A 24,516-nucleotide genomic window follows, 5' to 3' on the forward strand; every position below is an offset into this window, starting at 1 on the left:
CTGTTCGCGGTGGCCGGACTGCTGGTGCGCGGTGGCCGCCGTCTGCGCCTGCGCCTTGCCGCACGATGGCCCTGGGCCGGCGACATCCTCACCGCCCTTAGCCGCCTGCAAGCCCTGCTGGCCCCGACCTGATCAGCCACAGGCTGTCCCTGCGACCAAGAAAGGGAACACCCGTGGGCCCGTGGAACCCCGCCCACCCGACGCGACAGCCGGGCCAGCATGCTGACCACAGCACGCGAGCAGGTCGTGGACGGCGGCGTGCCGTTCCCGGGTGCGCACCGCGGTGTGGGACTCCGGCAATGCCGTAACGGCAGGGCGAGACTCGACGTCGAGCTCATCATGCTCGCGGGCGTCGGCAGAGGGGGTGGACTCTCGCAGGTCCGAGCGGTGGGCGCGGACCGTGGCCACGATGACGTCGCAAAGGTTCTTCCACAGATGGAAACGATCAGCGACCTGGATCGCTTCAGGAGCGCCAGCCGCGGCGCCTTCGGCGTAGGATCCGGCGCGATCACGGCAGATGACCTCCACTCCGGGATGCTGCCGGAGCCAGGCGGCGAGCGTGTCGCCCTGGCGATCGTCCAGCACGTCGATGGGGTTACCGGCCTCCAGGTCGACCAGGCTTGTGGCGTAGGAGTGACCTCGGCGTTTGGCGAAGTCGTCCACTCCCAGCACGCGGACCTGGTCGATCTCGGGATCGGGTAGAGCACGCAGCAGCCGGATCAGCAGCGAGCGGGACACCGTGATGCCGAGCTTGGCGGCGAGTCTGGCCCCGGCTCGACCGGCTAAGGCAAGCGCTATGTGCTCCAGTGCCAGCTTGAGTGCCGGGGTGCGCCGCGCATGCCGCTGTGTTAAGCCGGGCACCTGTTCGGCGAAGGTCTCGGCGGCGCAGCCGACATTGGGGCAAAACAGCCTGCGAGACTCCAACTCGATCACTACTGGCAAGCCACCGCAGGTCACATCGCTGAGACGGCGTCGATAGCGACTGTGCACCCGCTGGGTCCGCGTGGCGCACGAGGGACACTCCGCCTCACCGTCTCGCGTACGGGCCTGGATGAGAATCTCGCTCCCAGCACGGGAGACGGTCTGGACGTGCACGTTGTCCATGTGCGGGAAGAACTGCCCGAGAAGTTCGAGGCAGCAGGCCTCCACGCCTGCCGGGCGATGCAGCACAATAGCCCTCGCGGCCGCTCGTTGGTGATCGGATTCTTGATCGAACCTGATCTTGGCAATGCGGCCGCATCCATGCCTGGCTGGTTACGGAATCGCGACTCCGATCACGATCGGTCACCTCTTCACGATCTTTGTGCCAGAGCCAGCTTTAGATGGCCGCATACATCGGCGCAGTTATGGGACGTTGAGCAGCGTGGGTCATGCCTGCGGCGCCGGCGCGGCCAGGTATCCAAGGGATCACGGATAACCGGCCCGCGTGGCAGTCGCTGTACGGCACTCCACTGCGGGACCGGTAAGGGGCCGGGATTTCCGGTAGCCCCAGCTCGGCGAGATGGTCTGACATCAGCAGGCCGCCCGGACGCCCTGCGCGGCGGGATACCTTCACGGCGACCTCCTGGCCCTCTGTCGTCGTGGCTCGCAGGACCGAGGCATCAGTGTCCTGCCCGCCGGCGACGAAAGAGGGCACCGAGCAGCGGAAGCCGAAAATCGCTTCGATCTCACCTTGCAGCACTGCGACATCGACAGCAGGCCTGGCCGGGGCCGAGAAGGCGCTCATCCCGTCACCGTCCCAGCGCCCGCGGCAAGCGAAGAAGCGCGCGCGTGCACCCACCAGGCGAGCGGAAGTGCGATCAGCACCACCGCCTGGATCGCGAGCAACGCCGGAACGATGCCCCAACGGTCTGCCACCAGGCCGGCTCCCAGGGCGACGAGCGCGTAGAGCACTCTGCCGAGCAGCGACGCAAGCGAACCCATCGTCGCGCGTTCCCGGTCGGTGAACTCGCGCTGCAGCAACGTCTGCTGGGCGATTGTCGACATGCCGTAGGCCGGTGACCCAAGCAGCACGGGCGAAAATACCGTCGGCTTGACCAGCGCCACGAGGTTCGCCACGTTGTCGAACAGCTCACCGAACAGCAGAGTGCGGGCCGCGCCCACCCGGCCGATCATCCAACCACTGACGCGGAAGCCGACGAAGGCCACGCCATGGCCGAAGGTGCGCCATAGGCCCAGCGCCCAGAGCGGCCACAGCCCTGCCACGAAGACAGGCGACAACTGGGCCGCGCTTTCGCTGCTGTAACGAAGCGCCGACACCAGAGTCATCCGGCGGAGCACCGGATTACGGCGGATGCCGCGCAGGGCCGATCCGAGATGCACCAGCACGTTCGATTCCAGCGCGCCTTGCACCCGCGGTTCCCGGACCCGCAAGGCGATGAGCACGCACAGCACCTGCGGCACGACCGACAGCGCGACCACCACACGCAGCGACCACGCGCCGGCGACCACGCCACCTATGGCTGCCGCCAGTGCGAGCGCGATCTGGAACATCGAGTTCACCCGGCCCGAGTGCCGGGGGAACTCCTCCTCCCGGCCGGCTTCGAGCAACGTGTCGTAGAGCAGAGACTCGTTGTTGCCGCTCCACAGTGAGGTCGCCAATCCCTCCAGCACAACAGCTGCAAGGAGGAGGCCGTAGCCCGAAGCGCCGGCGTACCCGAGATGGGCGGCCACCATGACGACGGCACCGGCGATCATCGTGCCGCGTCGGCCGAGGCGGTCGGAGAGCACCCCGGTAGGGACTTCGAACGCTGCCGAAGACAGCATCTTCACCGCCAGGAGGCTGGCGGCGGCGGTGTACGAGCCGGTGACTTGCGCGAAGTAGATGACCATAATCGGCCCGTACATGCGGAAGTCGCCGAAGAAGTTGAGCCAGCTCAGCAGGCGGACATTCCGGTTGACAGTCTGATCAGCGGAGTTCGGAGCAGGCGGAGCTGACCTCGACCGTTGAGATTTCCTGCCGAACGGGGCAGCGATCAGGCGTCCAACCAGGACACGTACACGGAGCAGTGAAGAATGACGAGCGGACACAGCAGAACTCCCGGAAAGGCGAACGGAGACGCCAAACAGCGCCAAGGGCCGGTGACACGTGTCACCTCGCCCCGGCGACCGGGATGTGTGCTGATTTTGCTGCTACACGCGCGGCGTTACAAGCCTGCGACTGCGGTCACCAAGGGGCGAACGGAAGCTCTTGTCGGCGAAGATGCGGATACAGCCCGCCGTGGTGAGGGCGGCCATCTGGCGGTCCAGGAGTTGGCCGCGGGTGGAGACGCGGGCGTAGCCGACGAGCGCTCTCGAGGGGCCCGCGGGTTCGGCCGCCAGCGGGTCCTCGCCGAGAGATCCCTCCAGCAGCGAACCTTGGGGAAGCGCGAGGTTCTTGGCGGTGGTGTTCACCACGAGCCACCGCCGGGGTCGTGATCTTCGTTGACCCGGAGGAGCTTGGCCAGTGGATGGGTCAGGTTCGCGCTGAGGTGACGGCCCTGAGGCCGTCGACCGAAGCGAGCGCCCCTCAGGGCCCTCCGAACGATGCGCCGCCCCAGGTGGTGTGGGTGCTACAGCGCTGGGATCGTCACGCCGATGAGATCTCGCTGCACAGCGATGAGGCTTGTGGGCTGGCCGAACTGGTCCGGCACGTTCGCACAGGCGTACACGCCGTGTGACACGCGGATGAGTGAGCTCTATGCAGCCCAGGTGACCTTGCCGTCGGCGTTCACCGTCACCAGGCGGCCCGTCTCAGTGAAGCTGGCCGCGACGACGTCCTCGCGCCGCTCGCGGACCTCCCCCTTGACGTCGAGCAATTCCAGCTCACCATCGTGGACCAGGCCGACCGCCGTACCGGACGGATCGGCGATCACACCGGCCCGAGCGGCGACATCGCGCGACCACGTCTGCCGCCCGCTCGGGTCGATGCCGCGAACCTCGGTGTGATGGGTTCCGCGCTGGTCGACGTAGCGGGACACCACCGCGCCCCCTCGCGTACCGGCCACGCATTCCCCGGGCTGGTCGAGATTGACCTGAAGGGGAACGACGGTCCCGTCCTTGAGTATCCCTCCGCGCTCGCCGGTCAGGACCGCCCAGTCTCCGCCGACGCAGCCACCCCAGAACCCCCCAGCGGGCACGCGCTCCCCTGTAGCCCTCCATCCGTGAGCGTCGCGCTGGAAGCGCAGGATCTCACCGCCGGGCAGCGTGGGGTCGGCGTAGAGCAGCAGAGCCGTCGTCCGGTCGGGGCTCTCCCGCCAGAGGACGTTCTCCGCGCCGGCGACCTGATGGCTCTCCTTCTTGCCGTCCGAACGCTGGATCTGGAGCGTGCCTCCCTCGGCGACGACCGTGTCCGCATCGCCCCGCCGGCTCAGCACCTTCCGGGTAGCGGTGGAGAAGGCCGCTTCAGGACACCGGGCCGCGCAGACGGCAGCCTGCTTGTCCGTCCACACGTGCCGCCCGTCCGAGGCGTACCCGAGGTGCGATTCGGTCTGCGGGTCGTACACGATCGCCCCGGTCGAGGAGGCGGCGACGAAGACCGGTGGAATTTCCTGCTCACCGCCGGTGGAACACGACGTGACCGCCACCAGCGCCAGCAGGGACGCGACAAGTGCGCGGTGGTTCATCGGCCGCTAGATCCGCTTGGTCTGGAAGCTGCACGTGGGGTCGAGGCCCGGAAGGTCCCAGCGCACCCAGAATTTCACGTAGACCTTGTCCTTCGCCGGGCTGATGATGTGGACGGTCGTGCTCTTCGTGCCCACCTTGGCGCTGTCGGTGCCCCAACCGCCGTGCCACTTGTCGACCGCGTTGTTCTTGTCCGAATAGACATCGATGGCCACGTCGGTCTTCGATCCAGCGCGACCGCCAATCGTGTACGTGAACTTGGTGAAGACGTCACCCCCTGCGCTGTTGTAGTAGTAGCGCGCCGAGCCGCTGTAACCCTTGGGGTCCGACGAGCAACTGCCGCTGAGAGTCTTGTCAGCCGACGCAGAGGCGGAAGCGCCGCCGGCGCCGACGATCGACAACGTCAGTCCCGCGGTCCCCACGATCGCCGCATGCCGAAGTATGGTGCTCAGTCGCATGATGCCCTTTCCGTTACCTTGACTTGCATCCGTCAAAGGATCGTAGGGAGCGGTGGTATATCGGCGGTATGCTCGGCCGTAGATGATCATGTCTGTACGGATTTCGGGAATGCCCCAACCGTTCATCGCCTCCCGGGCGTCTTGTCTATATGTGGCCTTGCCTGGAAGTCGCGGGCGTGCCGCACGTGCGGGGTTCGGGCGAGTACACGACTGCGACGGGCGCCCCCTGCGACCCGGGATCTGGAGCGTTCGCTTGGTAGGGCGGCTCGTAGTGATCCGCCCTACCAAGCCCGCCCCTACCCGAGAGGCGAGCGTTCGGCCCGGAGTGTCAGCGACCTTTCAATCCCAGGACCACAAGGGGAGCTGGTGGTTAAGCGTCTTCGTCGTCCAGTTCGGCGGTGTAGCCGCAGCCTCGGAACGGCTCGCCCTGGCCTCGGGGCGGGTAGCGGCCGCTGTCGAGCCGGACGCCGTCGCGGACGATGCTCTCACTGGGCCCGGACACGAAGCCCCACGGGTAGGGGCCATCGGCCGCCCCGACGCCCAGAGCGGCCGCGATCCGGTCGGCGCCGTGCTTGCCGAGCACCCAGGCCAGGGTCTGCCACGTCTCAGAGCCGGCGGGGAGTACGTGCAGCGTCCGTACCGAGGAAGCCCGTGCACTGCGCTGGGATCACGTCGTCGCCTGGATCCCCAGCCTCAAGGCATGGCAACCGGTGACCGAGGCAGGGTTCAAGCACACCAGGTTCGCCATCTACGTGTGGCGAGCCGACCGAGCAGGAGGTGACACCAAGACCCGCAAGTCACGTCGCACGCTGGAACTGGCCGAGCTCGCCGCTGAGGCACTCCGGCAACACCACACGCGCCAGGCCGCCCACAAGCTCAAGGCGGGTGAGGCATGACAAGATCACAACCTGGTGTTCTGCACGAACGTCGGCACCCCGCTCGACGCGGCGAACGTTCGACGGGCGTTCCGGCAGATCACGAAGAACGCAGGCATCGGAACCGACCGGACACCTCGCGAACTGCGTCACTCGTTCGTCTCGATCATGAGTGACCAGGGCGTACCCATCGAGACCATCGCCGATCTCGTCGGGCACGCGGGCACCAGCGTCACGGAAGCGGTCTACCGGCACCAGCTCAAGCCGGTGATCACCAAGGGCGCCACACCATGAACACAATCTTCGGCGACAAGCCGACGGGTTGAGTCCGAGTGAGTTGGCTCCCCGATTGGCTCCCATCGACTTCCAGAAACGGAAAAGGGCCCGACCCGCTTAGCAGATCAAGCCCTCTACCCGGTCAAACGGCGTCGGGGTGGCGGGATTTGAACCCACGACCTCTTCGTCCCGAACGAAGCGCGCTGCCAAGCTGCGCTACACCCCGGCGCACGCCGGTCTTGCGCGTGCTTGGAAAAGTCTAGCGGACTCTCAAGGTGCTTGTGACCGCCTTTATCTCCGGGGCACGAGGGTGAGGAGGGAGGCCTCGGGGAAGCAGGCGAAGCGGGCAGGGGCGTAAGGAGAGGTGCCGAGGCCGGCGGACACGTGGAGCCAGGCTGTGTCGTGGCGGCTCAGGCCCTTCACCCGGGCCCGGTCTATGCCGCAGTTGGTCACCAGGGCGCCGTAGAAGGGGATGCAGAGCTGGCCGCCGTGAGTGTGGCCGGCCAGGAGGAACTGGTAGCCGTCGGCGGCGAAGAGGCTCATGTTGCGGGGCTCCGGCGAGTGCATGACGCCCAGGCGGAGGTCGGCGTCCGCAGGGGCGGGACCGGCCACCAGGTCGTAGCGGTCGCGGGAGATGTGGGAGTCGTGGATGCCGGCCACTGCCACGTCCAGGTCGGCCACCTTGATGCGGGCCGTGGTGTTGTTCATGTCCAGCCAGCCCTCGGCTGCCATGCCTGCCCCCAGCTCTTCCCAGGGCAGGTTGGGCACGTGCTGGCGGCGTTCGTTCCTGGAGGTGCGCCACAGGTAGCGGGCCGGATTTTTCGGCTGCGGGGCGTACAGGTCGTTGGAGCCGTAGACGAACAGGCCCGGGCGCGACAGCAGGGGCTCCAGGGCGTGCAGGAGTGAGGGCACGGCGTCCGGGTGTGCGATCGAGTCGCCGGTGTTGACCACCAGGTCCGGCTTGAGCGCGCCGAGCGAGCGAACCCAGTTGATGAGCATCGTACGGCGTGGCGTCAGATGCAGGTCCGACAGGTGGAGGATGCGCACAGGACGCTGGCCGCGCTCCAGCACGGGCACGTCGAAGCGGCGCAGCCGGAACCAGTTGCGCTCGACCACGGAGGCGTAACCCAGCCCGGCCAGGCCGAGACCGAGCATGGACAGAGGTACTGCGACGGCTTTCCTCACCCACCCATGATGCCCGACAACCGGCGCGAGGTGTTGGCGCAGGCGGCAAGATGGACCGCATGAGCGCATTGAAAGACAAGCTGAAGGCCGATCTGACGGCCTCGCTGAAGAGCCGGGACGAGGTACGTCTCCGGACGATTCGCATGGCACTGGCCGCGGTGAACGTCGAGGAGGTCGCTGGCAAGGAGGCCAGGGAGCTGTCCGACGACGAGATCATCAAGGTGCTGACCAAGGAGGCCAAGAAGCGGCGGGAGGCGGCGGAGGCGTTCAGCAACGCCGGGCGCGCCGAGCAGGCCCAGGCGGAGCTGGACGAGCAGGCGGTGCTGGAGGAATACCTGCCGGCGCAGCTGTCCGACGAGGAGCTGGTTCAGCTCGTGGACGCCGCCATCGCCGAGGTCGGCGCCTCCGGGCCGCAGGCCATGGGGCAGGTCATGAAGGCGGTCAATCCGAAGGTCGCGGGCCGGGCTGAGGGGGGTCGGGTGGCCGCCACCGTCCGGGCCCGCCTGGCCGCCGGCTGACGGTCCCACCTGCCTGCCTTTCCCGTCGGCTGACAGCCTCACCCGCCGGCCCCTCCCTGCTGGCGCTCGTCCTACCCAGCACGCTTCGGTGCAGGTCCCTCGGCAGGGGGCCGAGAGTAGAGGTGCGGGAAGCGGCGGCGACGGCGATCGCGATGAGGTGCGGGAAGCGGCGGCGGCGATCAAACGGACGGACGGCGGTCAGACGACGGTGTCGGAGGCCCGTGGCTGGGCTTGCCGCCCGTGGTGGCCCTCGTGCGGGCCTGTAGTGACCTCGTACGGGCCCGCGGCGTCGATCACCTCCTGCGGCGTGGCGACCCTCGTACGGGCCCGCGGCGACTCTTGCGCGGGCCCGTGGTGGGTGGCCGGATCAGTCGCCGGGGGAGATAACCGGGCCGGCGTCGCCGCGGCCGTTGCCGCCCGGGCCGTCGCCGTTGCCCGGGCCGCCGCGGTCACCAGGCGGCCCGTCGCCGTTGTCCGGCGGGTCGAAGATGTCGAACGGGTCCCCGTCTCCGGGCCCCTCCTCGTCCTTCTTCTCCTTCTTGGGCTTGGGCGCGCAGTGCTCCGTGCACCCGCCGAACCGCGACCGGTCCACCGCCGTGAACTCGACCGCCTCGATTCCCTTCAAGGCCGCGATCATGGAGTCCTTCCAGATCCGCCCTGAGATCGTGGCGCCGAAGACCTGCGGGTAGTACGTCCCGCCGATCGTGATGCTCGTCAGCCTGTGGCCGGCCGCGCCGCGCGGGTCGCCCAGGCTGACCGCGGAGGCGAGGTTCGGCGTGTAGCCGGCGAACCAGGCCGACATGTAGTCGTCAGTGGTCCCGGTCTTACCGGCCGCGTCCCGCCCGATGCCGCCGACCCCTTGCATCGTGCCCTTGGTGAAGACCCCGGACAGGATGCCGTTGACCGCGTCGGCGACCTCCTCCTCCAGGACCTGCGAGCACTTGGGCTTGTACTGCTTGGCCTTGCCGTTCCTGTCCTTGATCTCGGTGATGGCCAGCGGCTTGCAGTATTTGCCGCGGGAGGCGAACACCGCGTAGGAGTTGGCGATCGTGATCGGGTCGACCTCGTTGACCCCCAGCGTGAACGTCTCCACCTCCGACAGCTTCTGCCCGTCGGCCCGCTTGACCCCGAGCTTCTTGGCCATCTTGACCACGCTGCAGAGCCCGACCCTCTCCTGCAGCTTCACGAAGAAGGTGTTGACCGAGCCCCAGGTGCCGCTCTCCAGGGTCTTGAAGCCGGCGCTGCTCTCGCTGGAGTTGCGCACGGTGTGCGACGGGTCGCCGACGTTCTGGCCCTTGCAGTTCTTGAACGCGCTGTAGCCGTTGGCCTTGTAGCCCGCTGGGGAGGGGAAGCCGTCGCCGTACTTCATGCCCTCCTCGAGCGCCGTGGCCAGCGTGTAGACCTTCGCGGTCGAGCCTTGCTGGAAGCCCGTGCCGCCACCGTGTGCCGCGTCGGCCACAATGTTGTAGCTCATCTCGTTCTTCTTCTTGCTCCCGCCGAACGTCCGCGAGGCGGCCATCGCCTTGATCTCGCCGGTGCCGGGGACGACCATGGCCTGCGAGGCCACGGGCTTGTCCTTGCGGGAGACGTACTTCTTGATGGCCTTGTCCGCGGCCGCCTGCATCTTGGGGTCGATCGTGGTCTTGATCGTCAGACCGCCCCGCTGGAGCAGCTTCCTGCGCTCGTCCGGGTTCTTGCCGAACTCCTCGTTGTTGAGGATCTCGTACTGGACGTAGAGGCAGAAGTAGGGATATTTGCTGGCTTCGCAGCCGCCGGGGAACTCGACGTCCTTGTAGCCCAGCTTCTTCGCCCTGGCCTCGGCGGCCTCCTGCGGCGTGATCATCTTGAGCTCGAGCATCCGGTCGAGGACGGTGTTGCGCCGGTCCAGCAGGCGCTGCCGCGACTCGGGGCCGACGTTGGGGTCGGTCCTCGCGGGGTTCTGTACGGCGCCGGCCAGCGTGGCGGCCTCGACGAGGGTGAGCTCGGAGGCGGGCTTGTCGAAGAAGCGCTTGGCCGCGGCCTGGATGCCGTGGGCGCCGGCGCCGAAGTAGGCGATGTTCAGATATTTCTCGAGGATCTGGTCCTTGGTGTATTTCTTTTCGATCGCCATTGCGTAGCGCAGCTCGGCCAGCTTGCGGGAGACCGTGGGGGCGATGGCCGCCGCCTGCTCCTCCGGCGTCTCGGCCTTGTTGACCAGCACCTGTTTGACGTACTGCTGGGTGATCGACGAGCCGCCCTGCGTCACGCCGCCCTGCGTCAAATTCTTGACGAGCGCTCTGGCCGTTCCTTCCACATCGATCGGCCCGTGCTGGTAGAAACGGAAGTCCTCGATCGCGATCAGGGCCGTCCGCATGATCGGGGCGACCTTGTCGAGCGACACGGACTGGCGGTTCTCGTAGTAGAAGCGCCCGATCTCCTTGCCGTTGGAGTCCTGCAGGATCGTGCGCTCGGGAAGAGGAGGCTCGTCGAGCTCTTCGGGCTTGAGGTCCAGGGCCTCGACCGCGCTCTTCGCCGACACTCCTGCGCCGCCGACCGCAGGCAGGGCCACGGCGGCCGCGAGCACCCCCGCGGCCGTCCCCGCGATGATCAGACGCAGGAGGGCCAAGACGGGGTTGGAGCGATCTTTGCGCTGCGCTTGCACGCTACCAAGAGTACGTGGAAAGCCTGACGTTTTCGGTATCCGGGGCCCATTTCGCCTTGACTGGCGGGGGTGACTAGTCATTCCCGGTCAAGATGGCCGCGAGAATTTGGTCCTCTGGGGTCTGTCGGCCCGAACGTCTCGTTGCGTACGTTCTCCTCTGCGGCAACTGAATACGGAGGCTCGGCGCCCGCGCCCGTCGGCCCCAAATGACGACTGACCACCTAAGGGGAGTGGGGTCGAAAATGTGGATCACGGATTGGACCTCCCGTGCCGCCTGTAAAGGTGCGGATCCGGATGCCCTGTTCGTGCAGGGCGCCGCGCAGAACAGGGCGAAGCTCATCTGCCGGGGTTGCCCGGTCCGTACTGAGTGCCTCGCCGATGCGCTGGACAACCGCATCGAGTTCGGGGTGTGGGGCGGTATGACCGAACGGGAACGTCGCGCGCTGCTGCGAAGGCGGCCCGACGTGGACTCGTGGCGAGAGCTGCTCGAGTCGGCGAAGGAAGAGTACGAGCGAACCAATGAGCTGATCGCGGGCTGATCCAAGCCCGGCGAGCCGTGTACGGCCGGCGCCGTCCGCCGGCCGTACTTCTATGAGATTTCTACGTGCTCGCCAGCAGCTCGCCGATCTGCCGCAATCCGGCAAGATCGTGAACGTCCTCGGACATGGCGCGGACCTGCGCCACGGGCACCGTGGGGTGGGCCGAGACGAAGTGTTCCCGCTCGCGGCTCTCGCGGGCGGTGAGCTGCATCCGACCGGCGTGCAGCCGCAGCACGGCGGCGGTCAGCTCGTGTTCGCCCCGGGACTCCAGGTCCTCGGCCGCGGCGGCGCTACGGGCCGCTGAGAGCGCGACGGCGGGGGACATGTGCACCCGGTTGACCACCAGGCCGGCCAGGGGCATACGTTCCTCGGCGAGCCGTTCGACGAAGTAGGACGCCTCGCGCATCGCGTCGCGCTCCGGCGCGGCCACCACGAGGAAGGCCGTGCCGGGGGCCTGCAGCAGCCGGTACGTCATGTCCGCACGCTGCCTGAACCCGCCGAACACGGCGTCGAGCGCGGACACGAACGTCTGCAGATCCTTGATCACCTGCGCGCCGAGCAGTTTGGTCATGGCCCCGGCCATCAGCCCGAACCCGGCGTTGAGCAGCCGGAACGCGCTGCGCCCCCCGGCCTTGGCCGGTGCGGTCAGCAGCCGGATGAACCGGCCGTCCAGGAACCGCCCGAGCCGCTCGGGAGCATCGAGGAAGTCGAGCGCCGAGCGTGACGGCGGCGTGTCCACGATGATCAGGTCCCACTCGTCGGAGCGGCGCAGCTGGCCCAGCTTCTCCATGGCCATGTACTCCTGCGTGCCCGAGAAGCTGGAGGAGAGCGACTGGTAGAAAGGGTTCGACAGGATCTGGCGGGCCCGCTCGGGATCGGCGTGCGCCTCGATGATCTCGTCGAACGTACGCTTCATGTCGAGCATCATGGCGTAGAGCTGGCCGTCGCCATCTGGGGAGCTGATCAGCCGCGGAGTGTTGTCCAGCTCGGTGAGCCCCATCGACTGGGCCAGCCGCCGGGCCGGGTCAACGGTCAGCACGACCGCGCACCTGCCGCGCTCGGCCGCACGCAGCCCGAGCGCCGCCGCGGTGGTGGTCTTGCCCACGCCGCCGGCGCCGCAGCAGACGATGATCCTGGTGCCCTGGTCGTCGAGGATCGCGTCGATGTCCAGTCGGGCGGGCTTCTTCACGCTGCTCCCTGGGTGCGGATGCTCTCTGCCAGCTCGTACAGTCCTGCCAGGTCCACGCCGTCGGCCAGCAGCGGCAGCTCGTACCTCTTCAGGCCGGCCTCGGCCAGCGACTCGCGCTCGGCCTCTTCCAGTTGGGTACGGCGGGCGTGCTCGGCCACCTCGTCGGCGAGCGCCTCGGCCAGCGTCGTGGCCTCCGCGCCGTCGGCCAGCCCTGCCGCCTTGAGCCCGAGCACGAGCTCCCCGACGTCGAACCGGCCCTTGACAGCCGTGTCAAGAGCCGACTGGGGGAGCAGTGATTCGCGGACCATGTTGACGAAGATCCCGCCGGCGGGCAGCCCGGCCGCACGCAATTCCGCGATGCCGTCGAGTGTCTCCTGAACGGGCATCTCCTCCAGCAGCGTCACGAAATGCACCGCCGTCTCAGGAGATTTCACGACACCGCTGACGAGGTCCGAGTGGTTCTTGATCGGCCCCACCTTGGCCAGCCCGGCGACCTCCTTGGTGACGTTCAGGAAGCGCGTGATGCGGCCGGTGGGCGGCGCGTCCAGCACGACCGCGTCGTAGACCCGGCGGCCGTTCTTGGCCCGCCTGCGGACCGCCTCCGTGGTCTTGCCGGTGACCAGCACGTCGCGGAAGCCCGGCGCCACGGTGGTGGCGAAGTCGACGACGCCCATCTTGGTCAGCGCCCGGCCGGCCCTGCGCATCCCGTAGAACATCTCCATGTATTCGAGCATGGCCTCTTCGGGGTCGATCGCCAGCGCGTACACGTCGCCGCCGGACGGCGCGACGGCGATCCTGCGCTCCTCGTAAGGCAGCGGCGGCAGGTCGAAGATCTGTGCGATGCCCTGCCTGCCCTCCACCTCCACCAGGAGCACCTTGCGCCCGCCCGAGGCCAGTGCCAAGGCGAGGCCGGCGGCGACGGTCGTCTTGCCCGTGCCGCCCTTTCCAGTGACGACGTGGAGCCGTACGCCGGCCCAGTCCGTGTCCGGAGAGTCCACGTTTCGAGGCTACCGAACGGTCACTTGTCGAAAGCCGGTGACCACCCTTTGAGATTGCTCACACTAATGTGACCGTCATGAAGAAATGGGAGTACCTCACAGCCCCGGTGCTGATCCACAACACGAAGATGATCCTCGACAACTTCGGGTCGGACGGCTGGGAGCTGGTCCAGATCCTGCAGGGCGCCTCGCCCGAGCAGCTGGTCGCCTACTTCAAGCGGGAGAAGCAGTGACGCCCGAGGAGCGCCTCGAGGCGCTCGGCCTGACGCTGCCCGAGGTGCCGAAGCCGGTGGCGGCCTACGTGCCGGCCGTACGCACGGGCGACCTCGTCTACACCTCCGGCCAGGTGCCCCTGGTCGACGGCAAGCCCGCCAGGACCGGCAAGCTGGGTGCGGAGCTGACCACCGAGGAAGGCGCCGAGATGGCCCGTATCTGCGGGCTCAACGTCCTCGCCGCGCTCAAGTCGGAGGTCGGCGATCTGGGGCGCATCAGGCGCATCGTCAAGGTCGTCGTGTTCGTGGCCAGCGATCCGGCGTTCAGTGAGCAGCCGAAGGTCGGCAACGGCGCGAGCGAGTTGTTCGCCGAGGTGTTCGGGGAGGCGGGCAAGCACGCGCGTAGCGCGGTGGGTGTGTCCGCGCTGCCGCTCGACGTGCCCGTGGAGGTGGAGGTGATCGCCGAAGTCGCCTGAGCGGGGATATGTCACCATGACCGAGTGATGTTCTAGAAGGAGGTCATGTGACCGGATTTCCGCTTCCAGCCGAGCTTGCCGCGCGGGCCAGGGAGATTCTCGCCGGACGGGTGGAGCCGGTGCCCACACGGGACGCCGCCACGGTGGTGATTCTCAGGGATGGGGTCGAGGTCTATCTGCTGCGGCGTAAGTCGACCATGGCCTTCGCGGCGGGTGCGTACGTCTTCCCCGGCGGGTCGGTGGACGCCCGCGACACCGACCAGGCCGTGGCGTGGGCCGGGCCGTCGCCCGCGGAGTGGGGCACGGTGTTCCACGCGAGCGAGCGGGTCGCGCGCGGCCTGGTCTGCGCGGCCGTACGGGAGACGTTCGAGGAATCCGGCGTGCTGCTGGCCGGACCAGGCCCGGACTCCGTGGTCGCGGACACGACGGGGGACGACTGGGAGGCCGACCGGCTGGCGCTGATCGACCGGAGCCTGGCCTTCGCCGACTTCCTGGCCAGGCGCGGCCTGGTGCTCCGGTCGGACCTGCTCAAGCCCTGGGCGCACTGGATCACGCCGGAGATCGAGCAACGGCGCTTCGACACCCGGTTCTTCGTCGCCGTGTTGCCCGAGGGCCAGCGCACCCGCGACGTCGGCGGCGAGGCCGACCAGGTCGCGTGGCGGCGCCCGGCCGAGGCGATCGAGTCGGCGCACCGGGGGGAGATCTTCCTGATGCCGCCGACGTACCACACGCTGTCCGAGTTGTCGGGGTACGACAGCGTGGCCGGCGTCCTGGCCGCGCACCGGGAGATCGTGACCATCATGCCGCGGGCCGTGGAGATCGAGGGCGAGATGCGGCTGGTGACAACATGAGCGGCCTGCATATTCCGCTGGACACGCCCGACGGCTCGCGTACGGAGCACGCCGAGAACCTGCTCGCCCCCAACCCGTCGATCATGACGCTCGACGGCACCAACACGTGGGTGATCGGCGCCGGCGAAGAGGTGATCGTCGTCGACCCCGGGCCGGACGACGACCGGCACCTGCGCCGCGTCCGTGACCACCTGGTAGGCCGCCGCGTCACCCAGATCCTGCTGACCCATGGGCACTTCGACCACAGCGGCGGCGCCAAGAGCTTCGCCGGGATGGTGCACGCCCCCGTACGCGCCCTGGACCCGCGCCACCGGCTCGGCGACGAGGGCCTGGCGGACGGCGACGTGGTGACCGTGGCCGGCCTGGAGATCCACGTGTACGGCACCCCGGGCCACTCGTTCGACTCGCTGTGCTTCTGGCTGCCCGCCGACCGGGCCATGCTGACCGGCGACACGGTGCTCGGCCGGGGCACCACGATCATCGCCCAGGACGGCGGCCTGGCCGACTACCTGCGCAGCCTCGACCGGCTCAGGGCGGCGGCGGAGGGCCTGGAGGCGCAGGCGCTGCTGCCCGGGCACGGCCCCGTGCTCCCGGACCCGATCGGGGCGCTGGACGGCTATATCGCGCACCGGCGCGAGCGGCTCGACCAGATCAGGGCGGCGCAGGCACAGGGCGCGCGCACGCCGCGCGAGATCGTCCGCATCGTGTACGCCGACGTCGACAGGTCACTCTGGGCGGCCGCCGAGATGTCGGTGCGGGCGCAGCTGGACTATCTGGAGCGGTTGTAGAGCCGGTCCATGTCCAGGATGACCACGGCCTTGGCCTCGATGCGCAGCCAGCCGCGCTGGGCGAAGTCGGCAAGGGCCTTGTTGACCGTCTCCCGGGAGGCGCCCACGAGCTGGGCCAGCTCCTCCTGGGTGAGGTCGTGGTGCACCCGCAGGCCGTCCTCGGTCCTGGTGCCGAACCGCTCGGCCAGGTCGAGCAGCTGCTTGGCCACCCGTCCTGGCACATCGGTGAACACCAGGTCGGCCAGCACGTCGTTGGTGCGGCGCAGCCGCTGCGCGAGCGCGCGCAGCAGGTGCAGCGCCACCTCGGGACGGCCGGTCAGCCACGGGCGCAGATCGTCGTGGCCGAGGCCTGCCAGCCGCACCTCGGTCAGCGCCGTCGCCGTGGCCGTGCGCGGCCGCGGGTCGAACAACGACAACTCGCCGAACATCTCGCTCGGCCCGAGCACGCTCAGCAGGTTTTCCCTGCCGTCGGGCGCGGTGCGGGAAAGCTTGATCTTGCCTTCGAGCACGACGTAGAGCCGGTCGCCGGTCTCGTTCTCGTGGAAGAGCGTCTGTCCCTTGGACAGCTGGACTTCGGTGATGCTGGTGCGCAGCGCCGCGGCGCTCTCGCGGTCCAGCGCGGCGAACAGGGGGGCCTTGCCCAGCACATCTTCGGTGTTCACTCTGCCTCCTCTGCTGCCATTGTGACTCACCCCACTCGAAGCGGCACACACAGGCTATGGGAATGCCGGAGTGTTCTGGTTCGTAACGATGAGCCGTATCCAGGGGAAAACTACCGGAAGCCCCTGGTTAGGAGGCGAGCAGGTCGTCGACAGAGGCCACGGCCGCCGCCACGGTGTGGCCGAGGAGGACGCGCAGCAGGTCCGCGGCCCTCGGGCGGGCCGCCGCGTCGGGATGGCGGCATTGCTCGACCGCGATGCGCAACGCGGGAGGCAGGACCGCGCGATCGCCGTCCTGGACGCCGGTCGCGGCGAACACCACGAGGTCGGCCCAGGCCCGTACGTCCTCCGCCACCGAACCGCCCGCGGTCGGATGCCGGCCGATGAGCACCTGACCGCGCGTGCCGAGCGCCACGCTCTCTGGGGTGAGCCGCAGCCCGGACGTGCCGCGTCCGTGCAGCCTGGCCAGGGCGGCGGCGCAGGCGATGGCGAGGCGGTGCAGCGCCTGCCCGCGCAACGGTCCCGAGTGCCGAACGAAGTCCGCAAGCGCCGCGCCCTGACCGCTCATGGCCACCGCCTCCCGTGTCGCCAGGTTGTACGTCATCGAGGCGGTCCAGGGTTCAAACCTTTATGGCTACCCTTGCGGCATGGCGACGAACCCGGCGGGGCGCAAGCCGGAGACCCAGCTGGCACTGGTGCGGCGGGCGCGCAAGATGAACCGCATCCTCGCGGAGACGTACCCGGACGCGCACTGCGAGCTCGACTTCCGCAACCCCCTCGAGCTGCTGGTCGCGACGATCCTCTCCGCGCAGTGCACGGACAAGCGGGTCAACATGGTGACCCCCATCCTCTTCGCGAAATATCCGACGGCCGAGGATTACGCCGCTGCGGACCGGTCCGACGTGGAGGAGATCATCCGCTCGACCGGATTCTTCCGCGCGAAGACCAACAGCATCATCGGCATGGCGCAGGCCATCTGCGAGCGGCACGGCGGCGAGGTGCCGGGCAAGCTGAAGGACCTGGTCAAGCTGCCTGGGGTGGGCCGCAAGACCGCCAATGTGGTGCTGGGCAACGCGTTCGGCGTGCCGGGGCTCACGGTCGACACGCACTTCCAGCGGCTGGTGCGCCGCTTCGGCTGGACCGAGGAGACCGACCCGGTCAAGATCGAGCATGTCGTGGGCGAGTTGCTGCCCAAGCGGGAGTGGACGATCTTCTCGCACCGGGTGATCTGGCACGGCCGCCGCATCTGCCATGCCCGGCGCCCGGCCTGCGGCGTCTGCCCGCTGACCGCCCTCTGCCCCTCGTACGGCACCGGCCCCACCGCGGCCGCCGAGGCCCAGAAGCTCGTCAGACCCGGCCCCTTCTCCTGACCGACGGAGAACCCACCGGCGCAGCGGCGCCCCTGTACGTCCTCAAGGGGACCTCGGCCGAAGTGTGGTGGTGTAGGGGTGGGGAAGTGACGGAAGCCCCGGCGTGTTGGAGGATGCGTGACCCAAGTGCCCGACTGGCTCCACAGACTGGCGGCGCAAGCGCAGCAGACCCAAGTCCCCCGATACATGCGACCCCCCGCCGGGCGCGGGCGGGCCGCGGCGGTGCTGATGTTGTTCGGAGAGGGGCCGCACGGGCCTGACGTGCTGCTCATCCAGCGCAGCACGCGCGGCCGCAGGCACGCGGGCCAGCCCGCCTTCCCCGGCGGCGGCGTGGACCCGGACGACGGCGGCCCGATCGAGGCGGCTCTGCGCGAGGCGGAGGAGGAGACCGGGGTCGACCCGCGCGGGGTCGACGTGTTGTGCACGTTGTCGGAGCTCTACCTCAATCACAGCGACAACCGGGTCACGCCGGTGATCGCATGGTGGCGTGAGCCGTCGGCGGTGCACGCGGCCTCACCCGATGAGGTCGACTCCGTGGAGCGGGTGCCGATCGCCGAGCTGGTCGACCCGGACAACCGGATCATGTTGCGGCACCCCAGCGGCATGGCGGGACCGGCGTTCCGGGTACGGGGCATGCTGGTGTGGGGGTTCACGGCGATGATCCTGGACTCGGTGCTACGCGAGGCGGGGCTCGAAAGGCCGTGGGATTCCTCGCGGATCGAGGAACTGCCTCCTGACGTGGTCAAGCTAGCGCGCTGACCGGAGCGTCACGCCCAGGGAGGCCCAACCCGCCACGTCGGCATCGCTGTCGTCGGCCAGCATGCGCAGCGCGTCCAGGCCCGCCGGGTCCGGCGGGTCGCCGAGCACGTGTTGCAGCGCGTACGCGGCGCCGTACCTGACCCTGGCGTCGTCGTGGCCGGCCAGGTCGATCACGGACGGCAGCGAGCGCGGGTCGCCCAGATGGCCGAACGCGATCAGCACCGAGTAGAGCACCATGGCGTCGTCCTCGCTGGCGGCCAGGTAACGCAGCACCGGCAGCGTACGGTCCACGAACGGCCCCAACATCCCCATGATGTCCACCCCGAGCAGCCGCTCGGGCACGATCTCGGAGGCGCACAACCGCCGCGCCTCGATGAAGGACTCCAGATCGCCGCGCTGACGCAGCACGGAGATGACGTGCCAGCGCAGCGGGCCGTCGGGATCGCTGTCCCGTAGAGCTGCGTCGATCAGATCGCGCACTGTTCCCTCGGCCGGCGGCATACCGCTCAAGGTAGCCAGGGGTGACGCCGTCCTGGCGGAAGACGTGCACGCTTGACCGTATCGCTGGCTACCTTTGAAGCGTGCGCGGTGATCTGCTTGACCTCATCTTGATCGGCCTCATGATCGCCTTCGGCATATCGGGATATCGCCAAGGCTTCATCATCGGGGTCATGAGCTTCGTGGGGTTCGCCGGCGGAGCCGTGCTGGGTGTGTTCATCGCGCCGCCCATCTCCAAGGCCGTCGTGGACGGTGACACGCCGCAGGCACTGCTGGCGATCGTGATCGTGTTCCTGTCCGCCACCATCGGCCAGTTCGCCTCCTCGACCATCGGCGCCGTCGTACGCAGCCACGTCACGTGGGAGCCCGCGAAGATGGCCGACGCGGTCGGCGGCACCTTCGCCAGCGCGCTGTCCGTGCTGGTCTTCGCCTGGCTGATCGGCTCGCTGATCATCTCCACGGCCTTCACCCCGCTCGTCGACCAGGTCAAGAACTCCGCGCTGCTCACCACGGTCGACGACGCGATCCCGCAGGCGGCACGCAACTGGCAGCAGCCGTTCAAGAAGTTCATCGACCGCTCGGAGTTCCCGCCCGTCTTCGACGCCATCGGCGCGGGCACGCTGATCGACGTGCCGCCGCCGGACCAGAGCGTGTTCCAGGGCAACCGGCTCAACCGGGCCCGTCGGGCGATCGTCAAGGTGCAGGGCAACGCGGAGAGCTGCAACAAGCACATCGAGGGCACGGGCTTCGTCTACGCCGCCGGCCGGATCATGACCAACGCGCACGTGGTCGCGGGCGTGACCAGGGACCTGCAGGTGATCGACCACAACAACGTCCGGCACGCGGCCACGGTCGTCCGCTACAACCCGCGCCGCGACATCGCCGTGCTCTACGTACCGGGGCTGGACCTGCCGCAGCTCACCTTCGACGGCGAGGGCAGCCGGGGTGACGGCGCGATCATCGCCGGCTTCCCGAAGGGCAAGGGCTTCACCGCCGTACCGGCCAGGATCGGCGGCCGGCTCGACGCCGAAGGGCCCGACATCTACCGGGAGAACACCGTCACCCGCAAGGTGTACGCGATCCGCGGCGAGGTGCTGCCCGGCAACTCGGGCGGCCCTCTGCTCACCCCTGACGGCCGCGTCTACGGCGTGATCTTCGCCGCGGCGATCAACGAGGCCGAGACCGGCTACGTCCTGACGGCCGAGGAGGTCGCCCCGGACGCCTCCGCCGGCCGCAACGACACCACGCCGGCCAGCACGCAGGAGTGCGACTAGGTCGCCAGACGACGGCACTCCCTCGCCGGTCAGCTGGGGAGCTTCTCCAGGATCAAGGCGATCGCCGCGTCCGCGTCGCTGTCGTGGCTCAGGTGAGAGGCGGCCTTGCCCACCGCGTCGTACGCGCCCCCGTACGCCTGCGCCTTGGCCGCGCCGCGGCTGAAGAGCGTCACGGCGCCGCGCCCGTTCCCGCGCTGCAGGTGCGTCAGCCCGACGCAGATCTGCGCCAGGCCCTGCCACAGGTCGCGCTCCTCGTCGGGGGCACACTTCCAGCGGCCCTCGAACACCTCGTGCGCGTTGAACGGCAGCCCTTCGCTCAGGAACCTGCGGCCGTCGGCCAGAGCCTGCTCGGTCGTGGGCGCGTAGTCGTCGGGAACCCTGGCCACGCCGGGCGAGCCGTAGGGGAGCGGCCTGCCGAACGCGTCACGCGGTCTGGCGTTGCGCGGCCTGCCCTCGGGATCGCGGTCTCTCATCGGTCGGGCTCCGGGTCGGCCAGCCAGCCCAGCAGCTCGGTGTCGAACACGTCAGGGATCTCCTCATGGGGGAAGTGGCCCGCTCCTTCGAGCAGCCGCCACCGGTACGGGGCCGCCACGTAGCGGCTCGAGCCCTGGGCCGTACGCGGCAGGACCCTCGGGTCGAGCGCGCCGTGCAGGTGCAACGTGGGCGCCTCGACCTCGGTGCGCATGGCGCGGGCGTAGCGGCGGCCGTCGGGACGCAGCTGTGAGCGGCCGAACCAGCGGTGGTACTCCAGCGCGCAGTGCGCCACGGCCGGGATCCTGAACGCCTCACGGTAGGTGCGCGCCTCCTCGGGCTCCGGCCAGCCGGGCCGCGACCATTCGTCGAGGAACCGCCCGACCATCGCCCCTTCGCGGCGCCTCAGCCGGTGCTCCGGCAGCAGCGGCAGCTGGAAACCCAGCGCCTGGGCACTGGCCTTGAGCTGGCCGAACGGGTCGGTCAGCAGGGCGCTGCGCAGCCGCAGCGGATGCGGCGAGGACACGATGACCAGCCGTCGCACGCTCTTGGGGTCGAGCGCGGCCATCGTCCAGGCCAGCAGCCCGCCCCAGTCGTGCCCGACCACGATCGCCCCGGTCTCACCCAGGGCCCGGATCAGGCCGGCCGCGTCGGCGGCCAGCGTGGGCAGGTCGTAGCCGCGCGGCGGCTTGTCGCTGCCGCCGTAACCGCGGAGATCGGCCGCGACCGCCCGGTATCCGGCCTGCGCCAGGGAGGCGAGCTGGTGTCGCCAGGTCCACCAGAACTGCGGGAACCCGTGCAGCAGCAGGACCAGCGGTCCCTCGCCGGCCTCGACGACGTGGAAGCGGGTGCCGCCCGCGTGCACCGTGCGGTGCGTCCACGGCCCGGGGATCTGGACGACCGACTCGTCAGGTGCCATCACGGGTCACCGGCTCGGGGCGTACGGCGGGGAGGTGCTCATCGGGAGAGGCGATCTCCTTCAGGTCCTTGATCGACCTGGCGGTGCGCTTCATCCCGGCCAGACCCTTGAGCCGCCGGTACCCGAAGAACGCGGCGGCACCCGCGCCCGCCAGGTAAACCACGGTCACGATGAGGAAGGCCAGCCAGTTGGGCAGCCACTGGGCGAGCACGTAGGCGATGGTGAACGAGGCGAGGATCAGACACAGATGCGCGCTGAACGCGGCCGCGGCGAACAGGGCCCCCGCCATGCCGACCCGCTTGGCGTCGAACCTGAACTCGGCCTTGGCCAGCTCGATCTCCGAGCGGACCAGGTCCGAGATGTGACTGCTCGCCTGGGCGACCAGGGAGCCCAGGGATTCTTCCTCGGGAGTCTGCGGCATGAACGTCTCCTATCGAGGCCTGGTGGCCGTGTCAATCATCATCCAGCGCATTGCGACGCTCGCGTAGCCGAACGTGCTGCCTATCGCCGCGATGTCCCGGCGGTGGAGCCTCCTTAGACTCCCAGATCTACCCGATCGGAGAAGATAACGCCCAGGCCGGGGTCGTGCGGTTCCGCCCCCTCGACGGAGCGCGTTCGCCACCTGGGGCCTTGGCACGACCCCTTCCGCTGCAATGCCTCGCCCTTCCATGCCTCACCACGAGCACGTCCGCGGCAACCCGTCGGTCGGCGAGGCTGGGAGGAGCGCCCCACGAGAAGGCGCATGTCCCGATTTTTCGGGACATGCGCCGTTCTGTGGAGTGACGTCAGTCTTCGGACTTCGCCGAGGGGAGCTTGTCCGCGATCAGGTTCATCACCGTGCTGTCGGCCAGGGTGGTGACGTCACCGATGCTGCGGTTCTCGGCCACGTCGCGCAGGAGGCGGCGCATGATCTTGCCGGAACGGGTCTTGGGCAGCTCGGGCACCACCATGATCTGGCGCGGCTTGGCGATCGGGCCGAGTGTCTTGGCCACATGGTTGCGCAGGTCGGACGCGATGTCCTCGTTCTCCTCCGCGCTGCCGCGCAGGATCACGAACGACACGATGGCCTGTCCGGTCACCGGGTCGGTCGCGCCCACCACGGCCGCCTCGGCCACCTTCGGGTGGCTGACCAGCGCGCTCTCCACCTCGGTGGTGGAGATGTTGTGGCCGGAGACCAGCATGACGTCGTCCACGCGGCCGAGCAGCCACAGGTCGCCGTCCTCGTCCTTCTTGGCGCCGTCGCCGGGGAAGTACATCCCCTCGAACCTGCTCCAGTACGTGTCGATGTACCGCTGGTCGTCGCCCCAGATCGTGCGGAGCATCGACGGCCACGGCTCGCGTACCACGAGGAAGCCGCCACCGCCGTCGGGCACGCTGTTGCCCTGGTCGTCGACCACGTCCGCGGTGATGCCGGGGAGCGGGCGCATCGCGGCGCCCGGCTTGCCCGAGGTCACGCCGGGCAGCGGGCTGATCATGATGGCGCCGGTCTCCGTCTGCCACCAGGTGTCGACGACCGGGCAGCGGTTGTCGCCGATGTGCTCGCGGTACCAGACGTACGCCTCGGGGTTGATCGGCTCGCCGACGGAGCCCAGGATGCGCAGGCTAGACATGTCGTACTTGGCGGGGATGTCGTCGCCCCACTTCATGAACGTCCGGATCGCCGTGGGGGCCGTGTAGAGGATCGTGATCTTGTATTTCTGCACGATCTCCCAGAACCGGCCGCGGTGCGGCGTGTCCGGGGTGCCCTCGTAGATGACGCTGGTGGCGCCGTTGGCGAGGGGGCCGTACACGATGTAGGAGTGGCCGGTCACCCAGCCGATGTCGGCCGTGCACCAGTAGATGTCGGTTTCCGGCTTGAGGTCGAAGACCGCGTGGTGCGTCCAGGCCGTCTGCGTCAGGTAGCCGCCGGTCGTGTGCAGGATGCCCTTGGGCTTACCGGTGGTGCCGCTGGTGTAGAGGATGTACAGCGGGTCCTCTGCGTCGTGGGGCACGGCGGTGTGCTGGTCGCTCTGGCGCTCCACCACGTCGTGCCACCAGACGTCCTTGCCGTTCGTGGGGACGTCCTGGCCGGTGCGCCGTACGACGAGGACGTGCTCCACCTGCGGGCACTCGGCGACGGCCTCGTCCACGGTCGGCTTGAGCGCGCTCGGCTTGCCCCTGCGGTAGCCGCCGTCGGCCGTGATGACCAGTTTGGCGTCGGCGTCGTCGATGCGGCTCTTCAGCGCGCTCGCCGAGAACCCGCCGAACACCACCGAGTGGACCGCGCCGATGCGGGCGCAGGCCAGCATCGCGATGGGCAGCTCGGGGATCATCGGCATATAGATCGCGACCCGGTCGCCCTTGCCCACGCCCAGCTCCTGGAGGGCGTTGGCGGCCTTGCTGACCTCGGTCTTCAGGTCGTTGTAGGTGAGGGTGCGGGTGTCGCCGTCAGGCTCGCCCTCCCAGTAATAGGCGACCTTGTCGCCGCGGCCCTCCTCGACGTGCCGGTCGACGCAGTTGTAGGCGACGTTGAGCTCGCCGCCGATGAACCACTTGGCGAAGGGGGCGTTCCATTCAAGGGTCCTGTCCCACCGTTTGGCCCAGGTCAGCCGCTCGGCCGCACGCTCCCAGAAGGCGAGACGGTCCGCGGCGGCCTCGTCATAAGCGGTTGCGGTCACGTTCGCGGCCGCCGCCAGGTCAGCCGGAGGTGCGAACCGGCGGTTCTCCTGCAGCAGGTTGGACAGCGCCTGGGGTTCGGTGCCAGGGGTCTCCGGGGCCACCTCGTGCTCCTTCTTTGGCCAGGTTGGATAGGTCGTGTCCCACTTCACCAGCTCACGGCATCCGTACACAAGAGGTCTAGACAGGTCTGTACCGTGGAGTTCGAGGGACGGAGCGCGCTTATCGGGTCGCATGACAAATGCTATTGAAATGTTGTCATCCTGAAATCAGGAGAATATGCGACGGGGTCGGCTCGGGTTT

At 68.8% G+C, this 24,516-nt stretch carries 29 protein-coding genes and 1 tRNA gene; 11 read left to right on the forward strand and 19 right to left on the reverse strand.

All coding sequences use genetic code 11. The features are described 5' to 3' along the window. Positions 1 to 132: 132 nt before the first annotated feature. From EDD27_RS45735 to EDD27_RS45765, 7 genes are all read right to left on the reverse strand, one after another. Positions 133 to 1,104, reverse strand: coding sequence for an ISL3 family transposase (locus tag EDD27_RS45735; protein WP_241564924.1), 972 nt, complete (start codon positions 1,102 to 1,104; stop codon positions 133 to 135). Positions 1,105 to 1,318: 214 nt separating this feature from the next. Then, a complete protein-coding gene (locus EDD27_RS45740; RefSeq protein WP_127938650.1) occupies positions 1,319 to 1,726 on the reverse strand; it encodes an aminoglycoside phosphotransferase/kinase family protein in 408 nt (135 codons plus the stop codon). Next, positions 1,723 to 3,030 (reverse strand): MFS transporter, encoded by a 1,308-nt coding sequence (locus EDD27_RS45745; RefSeq protein ID WP_127938653.1) that lies wholly within the window; start codon positions 3,028 to 3,030, stop codon positions 1,723 to 1,725. The genes EDD27_RS45740 and EDD27_RS45745 overlap by 4 nt, the downstream gene beginning before the upstream one ends. A 102-nt stretch (positions 3,031 to 3,132) precedes the next feature. Next, the gene (locus tag EDD27_RS58140) at positions 3,133 to 3,393 is read right to left on the reverse strand and encodes a recombinase family protein (protein ID WP_277750805.1); all 261 of its coding nucleotides are present in this window, start codon (positions 3,391 to 3,393) and stop codon (positions 3,133 to 3,135) included. Positions 3,394 to 3,677: 284 nt separating this feature from the next. Further along, a complete protein-coding gene (locus EDD27_RS45755) occupies positions 3,678 to 4,604 on the reverse strand; it encodes a hypothetical protein (RefSeq protein WP_127938656.1) in 927 nt (308 codons plus the stop codon). A gap of 6 nt (positions 4,605 to 4,610) precedes the next feature. Beyond that, positions 4,611 to 5,060, reverse strand: a complete 450-nt coding sequence (locus EDD27_RS45760) for a hypothetical protein (protein WP_127938660.1) — start codon at positions 5,058 to 5,060, stop codon at positions 4,611 to 4,613. Between the two features lie 370 nt (positions 5,061 to 5,430). Continuing rightward, on the reverse strand, positions 5,431 to 5,643 hold the full coding sequence (locus EDD27_RS45765) for a hypothetical protein (RefSeq protein WP_127938663.1): 213 nt from the start codon (positions 5,641 to 5,643) through the stop codon (positions 5,431 to 5,433). 127 nt (positions 5,644 to 5,770) lie between these two features. Between EDD27_RS45765 and EDD27_RS56090 the strand changes: the two genes are divergently transcribed. Continuing rightward, the gene (locus EDD27_RS56090) at positions 5,771 to 5,956 is read left to right on the forward strand and encodes a hypothetical protein (protein WP_206641952.1); all 186 of its coding nucleotides are present in this window, start codon (positions 5,771 to 5,773) and stop codon (positions 5,954 to 5,956) included. Between the two features lie 15 nt (positions 5,957 to 5,971). Beyond that, entirely contained in the window at positions 5,972 to 6,229 is a 258-nt protein-coding gene (locus EDD27_RS56095) for a tyrosine-type recombinase/integrase (protein ID WP_206641953.1), read from the forward strand. Between the two features lie 134 nt (positions 6,230 to 6,363). Here EDD27_RS56095 and EDD27_RS45775 read toward each other — a convergent pair. Both EDD27_RS45775 and EDD27_RS45780 read right to left on the reverse strand, forming a co-directional pair. Beyond that, positions 6,364 to 6,437: transfer RNA gene (locus tag EDD27_RS45775), tRNA-Pro, on the reverse strand. 65 nt (positions 6,438 to 6,502) lie between these two features. Then, the gene (locus EDD27_RS45780) at positions 6,503 to 7,366 is read right to left on the reverse strand and encodes a metallophosphoesterase (RefSeq protein ID WP_127941401.1); all 864 of its coding nucleotides are present in this window, start codon (positions 7,364 to 7,366) and stop codon (positions 6,503 to 6,505) included. An 89-nt stretch (positions 7,367 to 7,455) separates the two neighbouring features. On the opposite strand from EDD27_RS45780, the gene EDD27_RS45785 reads away from it, so the two are divergent. After that, positions 7,456 to 7,914, forward strand: a complete 459-nt coding sequence (locus EDD27_RS45785) for a GatB/YqeY domain-containing protein (RefSeq protein WP_127938666.1) — start codon at positions 7,456 to 7,458, stop codon at positions 7,912 to 7,914. A gap of 367 nt (positions 7,915 to 8,281) precedes the next feature. On the opposite strand, the gene EDD27_RS45790 is transcribed toward EDD27_RS45785, so the two are convergent. Then, positions 8,282 to 10,555 carry a transglycosylase domain-containing protein gene (locus EDD27_RS45790; protein WP_241564606.1) on the reverse strand — a complete coding sequence of 758 codons (2,274 nt, stop codon included), beginning with the start codon at positions 10,553 to 10,555 and terminating at the stop codon, positions 8,282 to 8,284. A 242-nt stretch (positions 10,556 to 10,797) separates the two neighbouring features. Here EDD27_RS45790 and EDD27_RS45795 point away from each other — a divergent pair, with 242 nt between their 5' ends. Next, positions 10,798 to 11,094: a WhiB family transcriptional regulator gene (locus EDD27_RS45795; protein WP_020542548.1), complete on the forward strand. Its 297-nt coding sequence runs from the start codon at positions 10,798 to 10,800 to the stop codon at positions 11,092 to 11,094. A gap of 61 nt (positions 11,095 to 11,155) precedes the next feature. Here EDD27_RS45795 and bagB read toward each other — a convergent pair whose 3' ends face one another. Then, positions 11,156 to 12,283, reverse strand: a complete 1,128-nt coding sequence (gene bagB, locus EDD27_RS45800; protein WP_127938671.1) for an ATPase BagB — start codon at positions 12,281 to 12,283, stop codon at positions 11,156 to 11,158. Next, positions 12,280 to 13,281, reverse strand: a complete 1,002-nt coding sequence (gene bagA, locus EDD27_RS45805) for an ATPase BagA (RefSeq protein WP_127938674.1) — start codon at positions 13,279 to 13,281, stop codon at positions 12,280 to 12,282. Before bagA ends, bagB begins: the two co-directional genes overlap by 4 nt. Before the next feature lie 77 nt (positions 13,282 to 13,358). Between bagA and EDD27_RS55040 the strand changes: the two genes are divergently transcribed. From EDD27_RS55040 to EDD27_RS45820, 4 genes are read left to right on the forward strand one after another with little or no spacing between them, the layout of a single operon-like run. Further along, positions 13,359 to 13,514: a Sp36 family protein gene (locus EDD27_RS55040; RefSeq protein WP_164904088.1), complete on the forward strand. Its 156-nt coding sequence runs from the start codon at positions 13,359 to 13,361 to the stop codon at positions 13,512 to 13,514. After that, positions 13,511 to 13,969, forward strand: a complete 459-nt coding sequence (locus tag EDD27_RS45810; RefSeq protein WP_127938676.1) for a RidA family protein — start codon at positions 13,511 to 13,513, stop codon at positions 13,967 to 13,969. The genes EDD27_RS55040 and EDD27_RS45810 overlap by 4 nt, the downstream gene beginning before the upstream one ends. Before the next feature lie 47 nt (positions 13,970 to 14,016). Then, positions 14,017 to 14,820: an NUDIX hydrolase gene (locus EDD27_RS45815; RefSeq protein WP_127938679.1), complete on the forward strand. Its 804-nt coding sequence runs from the start codon at positions 14,017 to 14,019 to the stop codon at positions 14,818 to 14,820. After that, on the forward strand, positions 14,817 to 15,608 hold the full coding sequence (locus EDD27_RS45820) for an MBL fold metallo-hydrolase (protein WP_127938682.1): 792 nt from the start codon (positions 14,817 to 14,819) through the stop codon (positions 15,606 to 15,608). Before EDD27_RS45815 ends, EDD27_RS45820 begins: the two co-directional genes overlap by 4 nt. On the opposite strand, the gene EDD27_RS45825 is transcribed toward EDD27_RS45820, so the two are convergent. Further along, a complete protein-coding gene (locus tag EDD27_RS45825) occupies positions 15,590 to 16,270 on the reverse strand; it encodes a Crp/Fnr family transcriptional regulator (protein WP_127938685.1) in 681 nt (226 codons plus the stop codon). The genes EDD27_RS45820 and EDD27_RS45825 overlap by 19 nt on opposite strands. A gap of 127 nt (positions 16,271 to 16,397) precedes the next feature. Then, positions 16,398 to 16,871, reverse strand: a complete 474-nt coding sequence (locus EDD27_RS45830) for a hypothetical protein (RefSeq protein WP_127938687.1) — start codon at positions 16,869 to 16,871, stop codon at positions 16,398 to 16,400. 43 nt (positions 16,872 to 16,914) lie between these two features. On the opposite strand from EDD27_RS45830, the gene nth reads away from it, so the two are divergent. Both nth and EDD27_RS45840 read left to right on the forward strand, forming a co-directional pair. After that, positions 16,915 to 17,637 carry an endonuclease III gene (gene nth / locus EDD27_RS45835; RefSeq protein ID WP_127938690.1) on the forward strand — a complete coding sequence of 241 codons (723 nt, stop codon included), beginning with the start codon at positions 16,915 to 16,917 and terminating at the stop codon, positions 17,635 to 17,637. 117 nt (positions 17,638 to 17,754) lie between these two features. After that, positions 17,755 to 18,396, forward strand: a complete 642-nt coding sequence (locus EDD27_RS45840) for an NUDIX hydrolase (protein WP_241564607.1) — start codon at positions 17,755 to 17,757, stop codon at positions 18,394 to 18,396. On the opposite strand, the gene EDD27_RS45845 is transcribed toward EDD27_RS45840, so the two are convergent. Next, the gene (locus EDD27_RS45845) at positions 18,385 to 18,897 is read right to left on the reverse strand and encodes a HEAT repeat domain-containing protein (protein ID WP_127938693.1); all 513 of its coding nucleotides are present in this window, start codon (positions 18,895 to 18,897) and stop codon (positions 18,385 to 18,387) included. The genes EDD27_RS45840 and EDD27_RS45845 overlap by 12 nt on opposite strands. An 80-nt stretch (positions 18,898 to 18,977) precedes the next feature. Here EDD27_RS45845 and EDD27_RS45850 point away from each other — a divergent pair, with 80 nt between their 5' ends. Continuing rightward, complete coding sequence (locus tag EDD27_RS45850) at positions 18,978 to 20,168, forward strand: MarP family serine protease (protein WP_127938696.1); 1,191 nt, start codon at positions 18,978 to 18,980, stop codon at positions 20,166 to 20,168. Positions 20,169 to 20,197: 29 nt separating this feature from the next. Here the strand turns inward: EDD27_RS45850 and EDD27_RS45855 are convergent, their stop codons facing one another. From EDD27_RS45855 to acs, 4 genes are all read right to left on the reverse strand, one after another. Continuing rightward, positions 20,198 to 20,641 carry a DUF309 domain-containing protein gene (locus tag EDD27_RS45855; protein ID WP_127938699.1) on the reverse strand — a complete coding sequence of 148 codons (444 nt, stop codon included), beginning with the start codon at positions 20,639 to 20,641 and terminating at the stop codon, positions 20,198 to 20,200. Further along, entirely contained in the window at positions 20,638 to 21,558 is a 921-nt protein-coding gene (locus EDD27_RS45860) for an alpha/beta fold hydrolase (RefSeq protein WP_127938702.1), read from the reverse strand. Before EDD27_RS45860 ends, EDD27_RS45855 begins: the two co-directional genes overlap by 4 nt. Next, on the reverse strand, positions 21,548 to 21,979 hold the full coding sequence (locus EDD27_RS45865; protein WP_127938705.1) for a phage holin family protein: 432 nt from the start codon (positions 21,977 to 21,979) through the stop codon (positions 21,548 to 21,550). Before EDD27_RS45865 ends, EDD27_RS45860 begins: the two co-directional genes overlap by 11 nt. Before the next feature lie 364 nt (positions 21,980 to 22,343). Then, entirely contained in the window at positions 22,344 to 24,317 is a 1,974-nt protein-coding gene (acs, locus tag EDD27_RS45870) for an acetate--CoA ligase (RefSeq protein WP_127938708.1), read from the reverse strand. Between the last annotated feature and the right edge of the window lie 199 nt (positions 24,318 to 24,516).

This window comes from Nonomuraea polychroma, from assembly GCF_004011505.1.
Taxonomy (GTDB): domain Bacteria; phylum Actinomycetota; class Actinomycetes; order Streptosporangiales; family Streptosporangiaceae; genus Nonomuraea; species Nonomuraea polychroma.

Excerpts from the sequence above, each read along its gene's own strand:
- EDD27_RS45735 (WP_241564924.1), bottom strand. The coding sequence starts at position 1,104 with ATGGACAACGTGCACGTCCAGACCGTCTCCCGTGCTGGGAGCGAGATT.
- EDD27_RS45740 (WP_127938650.1), bottom strand. The coding sequence starts at position 1,726 with ATGAGCGCCTTCTCGGCCCCGGCCAGGCCTGCTGTCGATGTCGCAGTG.
- EDD27_RS45755 (WP_127938656.1), bottom strand. The coding sequence starts at position 4,604 with ATGAACCACCGCGCACTTGTCGCGTCCCTGCTGGCGCTGGTGGCGGTC.
- EDD27_RS45760 (WP_127938660.1), bottom strand. The coding sequence starts at position 5,060 with ATGCGACTGAGCACCATACTTCGGCATGCGGCGATCGTGGGGACCGCG.
- EDD27_RS45780 (WP_127941401.1), bottom strand. The coding sequence starts at position 7,366 with ATGCTCGGTCTCGGCCTGGCCGGGCTGGGTTACGCCTCCGTGGTCGAG.
- EDD27_RS45785 (WP_127938666.1), top strand. The coding sequence starts at position 7,456 with ATGAGCGCATTGAAAGACAAGCTGAAGGCCGATCTGACGGCCTCGCTG.
- EDD27_RS45795 (WP_020542548.1), top strand. The coding sequence starts at position 10,798 with ATGTGGATCACGGATTGGACCTCCCGTGCCGCCTGTAAAGGTGCGGAT.
- EDD27_RS55040 (WP_164904088.1), top strand. The coding sequence starts at position 13,359 with ATGAAGAAATGGGAGTACCTCACAGCCCCGGTGCTGATCCACAACACG.
- EDD27_RS45820 (WP_127938682.1), top strand. The coding sequence starts at position 14,817 with ATGAGCGGCCTGCATATTCCGCTGGACACGCCCGACGGCTCGCGTACG.
- EDD27_RS45830 (WP_127938687.1), bottom strand. The coding sequence starts at position 16,871 with ATGACGTACAACCTGGCGACACGGGAGGCGGTGGCCATGAGCGGTCAG.
- nth (WP_127938690.1), top strand. The coding sequence starts at position 16,915 with ATGGCGACGAACCCGGCGGGGCGCAAGCCGGAGACCCAGCTGGCACTG.
- EDD27_RS45845 (WP_127938693.1), bottom strand. The coding sequence starts at position 18,897 with ATGCCGCCGGCCGAGGGAACAGTGCGCGATCTGATCGACGCAGCTCTA.
- EDD27_RS45855 (WP_127938699.1), bottom strand. The coding sequence starts at position 20,641 with ATGAGAGACCGCGATCCCGAGGGCAGGCCGCGCAACGCCAGACCGCGT.
- EDD27_RS45860 (WP_127938702.1), bottom strand. The coding sequence starts at position 21,558 with ATGGCACCTGACGAGTCGGTCGTCCAGATCCCCGGGCCGTGGACGCAC.
- EDD27_RS45865 (WP_127938705.1), bottom strand. The coding sequence starts at position 21,979 with ATGCCGCAGACTCCCGAGGAAGAATCCCTGGGCTCCCTGGTCGCCCAG.